The organism is Dietzia sp. CW19, assembly GCF_014145265.1.
GTDB lineage: Bacteria > Actinomycetota > Actinomycetes > Mycobacteriales > Mycobacteriaceae > Dietzia > Dietzia natronolimnaea.
Genome location: NZ_JAALEE010000097.1, coordinates 1 through 4,071, shown reverse-complemented (window position 1 = coordinate 4,071; position 4,071 = coordinate 1). Strand labels below are relative to the sequence as shown.

The window sequence follows — 4,071 nt, the reverse complement described above, 5'->3', positions numbered from 1 at the left end:
GGTCAGGGTGCGGGAGACGGGCGGTCCGGTGCGGTCGGTGCGCCCGGTGGCGGGTACGACGACATCCCGCCGCCGCCCGAGGAGCCCGAGCCGGAGGCCGGGGAGCCCGACGGTCCGCCACCACCCCCGGTGAGCGAGGAGGAGATGGTGGACGAGGCCCGCAGTGGGCCGCAGAACATCGATCACCGGACCGGCGAGGACATCGCTCTGCAGTTGCTCAAGGAGCACCTCGGGGCTCGTCCGCTCGAGCGCTGAGCGGCCCGGCCCGCCGCGCGGCGGGGCACGCTGTCCGATGGTGCGGTTACCCTGGGTTCCGACCGACCGGGGCCGCCCCGGCTTAGATGAGGCACCAGCCGAAAGGACCCGCCATGCAGCCCGGACCCGACATGAACGCCCTCCTCGAGCAGGCCCAGCAGATGCAGGCCCAGCTCGCCCAGGCGCAGCAGGAGATCGCCGCGAGCACGGTCGACGGCCAGGCCGGTGGCGGCCTCGTCACCGTCACCATGCGCGGCACCGGTGAGGTCACCGGGGTCACGGTGGACCCTAAGGTCGTGGACCCCGAGGACATCGAGACGCTCCAGGATCTGCTCGTCGGTGCGTTCGGCGACGCCCACACCAAGGTCCAGCAGCTCGCCGAGTCGCGGCTCGGCCCCCTGGCCTCCGGCGGCGGCCTCGGCGACATGATGGGCGGCCTGGGCATGTGAGCCCGGCGGGACCCGGGGATATCCGGGACCCGCCACCCGGCGGCGCATCCGTCGCCGGGAACGACACAGCACAGGAACGGCGATGTACGAGGGACCAGTCCAGAACCTGATCGACGAGTTCGGCAAACTGCCGGGCGTCGGTCCGAAGTCCGCGCAGCGGCTGGCCTTCCACCTCCTGCAGGCGGAGCCGGAGTCGGTGGAGCGGCTGCGTTCCGCGCTGCAGGCGGTGGTCGACGGCGTCACGTACTGCGAGGTCTGCGGCACGGTGTCGGCGGCCGAACGCTGCCGCATCTGCTCCGACCCGCGGCGCGACCCCACGCTCATCTGTGTGGTCGAGGAGCCCAAGGACATCGAGGCCATCGAGCGCACCCGCGAGTTCCGCGGGCTCTACCACGTGCTCGGTGGCGCGCTCGATCCCATCAACGGCATCGGGCCCAACGAGCTGCGCATCGCCGGTCTGATGAGGAGAGTCGGGGAGGAGTTCGAGGGCGAGGAGATCGCGGAGATCATCATCGCGACCGACCCCAACACCACCGGCGAGGCCACCTCCACGTACCTGGCCAGGTTGCTGCGGCCGTTCCCCGAACTCGTGGTGAGCCGTCTGGCCTCAGGCCTGCCCATGGGTGCGGATCTCGAGTTCGCGGACGAGCTGACCCTGGGCAGCGCCCTGTCCGGCCGCCGAATCCTGTCCGGCGGACCCTCCCAGCCCGCGCGGTCGGGAGGCGTCCTCCGTCCCGAGCAGAGTGAGCCCCGGGCTCCCCAACCGTTCCCCGAACCGTCTCCCGAACCGGCGGAACAGCGGATGCCGGGGCCCGACAGCGGCGCGGCGGGCCGGACCGGTCTGTCAGAGGTCGAAGAGCCTCGCGGCGTTCCCGTGCCACACCGCCCGTAGCCAGTCGTCGCCCATCCCGAGTCCCGCCAGGGCGTCGAGTTGGTGCGCGAACGGGTAGGGGATGTTGGGGAAGTCGGTCCCCAGCAGGATCTTGTGCCCCAGATCGGCGAGCCGCCCGCGCTCCGAGGCAGGGAACGGGCTGATCTCCTCGACGAAGTCGGTGAACGCCATGGTCGTGTCCAGGTAGACGCCGCTGTACCGCTCGGCCAGGTCCAGGAACTCCGAGTACTCACCCATGCCCATGTGGGCGATGATCAACGGCAGATCCGGGAACCGCTCGAGCACGTCCGCGACCGGCTCCGGGCCCGTGAAGGGTCCCGCCACGGGACCGCTCCCGCAGTGGATCACCGTGGGCACCTGCGCCTCCGCGAGTCGGCCCCACACCGGGTCCAGCAGCGGATCGCGAGGGTCGTACTCGCCCACCTGGATGTGTGACTTGAACACCCGGGCCCCGGCCTCGATCGCGTCGCGGACGTAGTCACCCGCGGTCGGCTCGGGGAAGAAGGTCGCGGTGTGCAGGCAGTCGGGGTGCCGAGAGGCGAAGTCCGCCGACCACGAGTTGAGCCACGCCCCCATGTCCGCCTTGTGCGGGTACAGCATCGACGAGAACGCCAGTACGCCGTAGGACCTCAGGCGGGCGACCCGCTCGTCCTCGGCCTCCCGGTAGGTGATCGGCCACGTCCGGCCGATCTTGGGGCCGGCGGCGTCGAAGTAGTCCCACACCTTGGCCATCACGCGGTCGGGCATGAAGTGCGTGTGGACGTCGATGATCCCCGGAAGACCCAGCGGCTCCCACAGAGCCCGCACCTGTGCCGCCTCGTGCGCGGGATCGGGAGGGGTCACGGAGCCGGCGAGGGTGGCGGTGCCGTGGTGGATACACATGGATCCGAGCGTAGGCGAGCGCTGACCTCCGGCCGACTGATCGGGTCCGGCCCGGGGGCGTCCACCCCCGGGCGGTCGAGTGCCGACGGGGAAACACTCCTTGACAAAAAAGTTTGTCGGCAGGAGGCTGGGTGCCAACCAACACAGGAGGCCGGGGGCATGCAGGACATCGGCGTGATCGACAGCGCAGAGGTGGCGACCGCCGCCCTGGCCCCGATCCGCACGCGCCTGTTGGCCGAACTCTCCGAGCCGGGGTCGGCCACCACGCTCGCCGCCCGGCTGGGTGTACCGAGGCAGAAGCTCAACTATCACCTGCGGCAGCTCGAGAAGCACGGGCTGGTCGAACTGGTCGAGGAGCGACGGCGGGGGAACGTCCACGAACGGATCCTGAGGGCCTCGTCGTCGTCGTACGTCGTCTCTCCCGGGGTGATGGGACGGACCCAGCCGGTCGTCGGCGCCGACAGCGACCAGGCGTCCCCACGATGGCTGCTCGCGCTGGCCTCACGGATGGTGCGCGAGGTGGGTGAACTGGTCGTCGGGGCGCGCCGGACCGGCAAGCGGGTCGGGACGTTCGGTCTCGACGGCGAGGTGTGCTTCGCCACCCCGGCCGACCGCGCGGCGTTCGCCGACGAACTCACCGACGCGGTGACCAGGCTCGTGTCCAGGTACCACGACGACTCCTCCGATGGGAGCCGCCGACACCGGCTCATCGTGGGGATGCACGCCGTCCCACCCGGGAGCACCGACTCATCCGGGGGCGCCGGGCCATCCGGGCGAACCGACTCATCCGGGCCCACCGATCCATCCGGGCGAACCGACCCATCTGAGAGTGAGGAGAAGGACGATGTCTGACCAGCCCAAGCGGATCGAGAAGTCCATCGAGCTCGACGCCACCCCGGAGGAGGTGTGGGAGGCCGTCGCCACAGGTGAGGGTATGGCGTGTTGGTTCGTGCCGCACCGGTTCGACCCGCCGGAGGGGGGCGTCGGCGCCCGCGTCGTGTCCGACTTCGGGTCCGGCAACATCTCCGAGGCCACGGTCCGGGAGTGGGAGCCCGGGCGGCGGTACTCGTCCTCTGCGGACGGCCAGACGGAGGTCGTGGAGTTCCTCGTCGAGGGCAGGGACGGCGGCGGAGCCGTGCTGCGGCTCATCCACAGCGGAATCACCGGCGAGGACTGGGAGGCCGAGTACCACAGCCACGGCTGGGACGGGTTCCTGGCCAATCTCCGCCGCTACTTCGACCACTTCCGCGGCCTGCCGCCGGCCACCGTGTCGATCATCGCGTTCAGCGACCTCGACAAGGATGGCATCTGGGCGCGGTTCAACGACGCGCTGGGGATCGACCGACAGCCGGCGGTCGGCGACACCGTGCACCTGACACCCGATGGGCTCGACCCGATCGACGGCGTGGTGGAGGTGGCCGAACCGGGGAATCTCGGCATCCGCAGCAACAGCGGCGCCCATTTCTTCAGCGGCGACGGCGCGTGGGGCATGGTCACCGTCGTCCACTACTACTTCGGCGACGAGTTCGACCGCGACGTGCTCACCGCCGGGTGGCAGCGTTGGGCGGACAGCCTCTTCCCGCCGCCGGCCGC

The 4,071-nt window shown here is 70.8% G+C and carries 4 protein-coding genes and 2 pseudogenes; 5 read left to right on the top strand and 1 reads right to left on the bottom strand.

Translation table 11 applies throughout. The annotated features are described in order from the left end of the window. The 3 genes and pseudogenes from G6021_RS03500 to recR form a co-directional block, all read left to right on the top strand. Positions 1-255, top strand: a pseudogene (locus tag G6021_RS03500) (DNA polymerase III subunit gamma/tau); the annotation flags it as partial. Between the two features lie 113 nt (positions 256-368). After that, positions 369-704, top strand: coding sequence for a YbaB/EbfC family nucleoid-associated protein (locus G6021_RS03495; RefSeq protein WP_095717156.1), 336 nt, complete (start codon positions 369-371; stop codon positions 702-704). 82 nt (positions 705-786) lie between these two features. Next, positions 787-1,392 (top strand): annotated as a pseudogene (gene recR / locus G6021_RS03490) (recombination mediator RecR); the annotation flags it as partial. 156 nt (positions 1,393-1,548) lie between these two features. Here recR and G6021_RS03485 read toward each other — a convergent pair. Next, the gene (locus G6021_RS03485; RefSeq protein WP_095717158.1) at positions 1,549-2,478 is read right to left on the bottom strand and encodes an amidohydrolase family protein; all 930 of its coding nucleotides are present in this window, start codon (positions 2,476-2,478) and stop codon (positions 1,549-1,551) included. A 159-nt stretch (positions 2,479-2,637) separates the two neighbouring features. Between G6021_RS03485 and G6021_RS03480 the strand changes: the two genes are divergently transcribed. Together G6021_RS03480 and G6021_RS03475 are read left to right on the top strand one after the other, a co-directional pair. Then, complete coding sequence (locus tag G6021_RS03480) at positions 2,638-3,330, top strand: helix-turn-helix domain-containing protein (RefSeq protein WP_095717159.1); 693 nt, start codon at positions 2,638-2,640, stop codon at positions 3,328-3,330. Further along, the coding region (locus G6021_RS03475) for an SRPBCC domain-containing protein (protein WP_182640667.1) at positions 3,323-4,071 on the top strand (749 nt) is incomplete at its 3' end. The genes G6021_RS03480 and G6021_RS03475, both read left to right, overlap by 8 nt.

Bases quoted from the DNA above. Each gene is read 5' to 3' on its own strand.
- G6021_RS03480 (WP_095717159.1), top strand. From the start codon at position 2,638: ATGCAGGACATCGGCGTGATCGACAGCGCAGAGGTGGCGACCGCCGCC.
- G6021_RS03495 (WP_095717156.1), top strand. From the start codon at position 369: ATGCAGCCCGGACCCGACATGAACGCCCTCCTCGAGCAGGCCCAGCAG.
- G6021_RS03485 (WP_095717158.1), bottom strand. From the start codon at position 2,478: ATGTGTATCCACCACGGCACCGCCACCCTCGCCGGCTCCGTGACCCCT.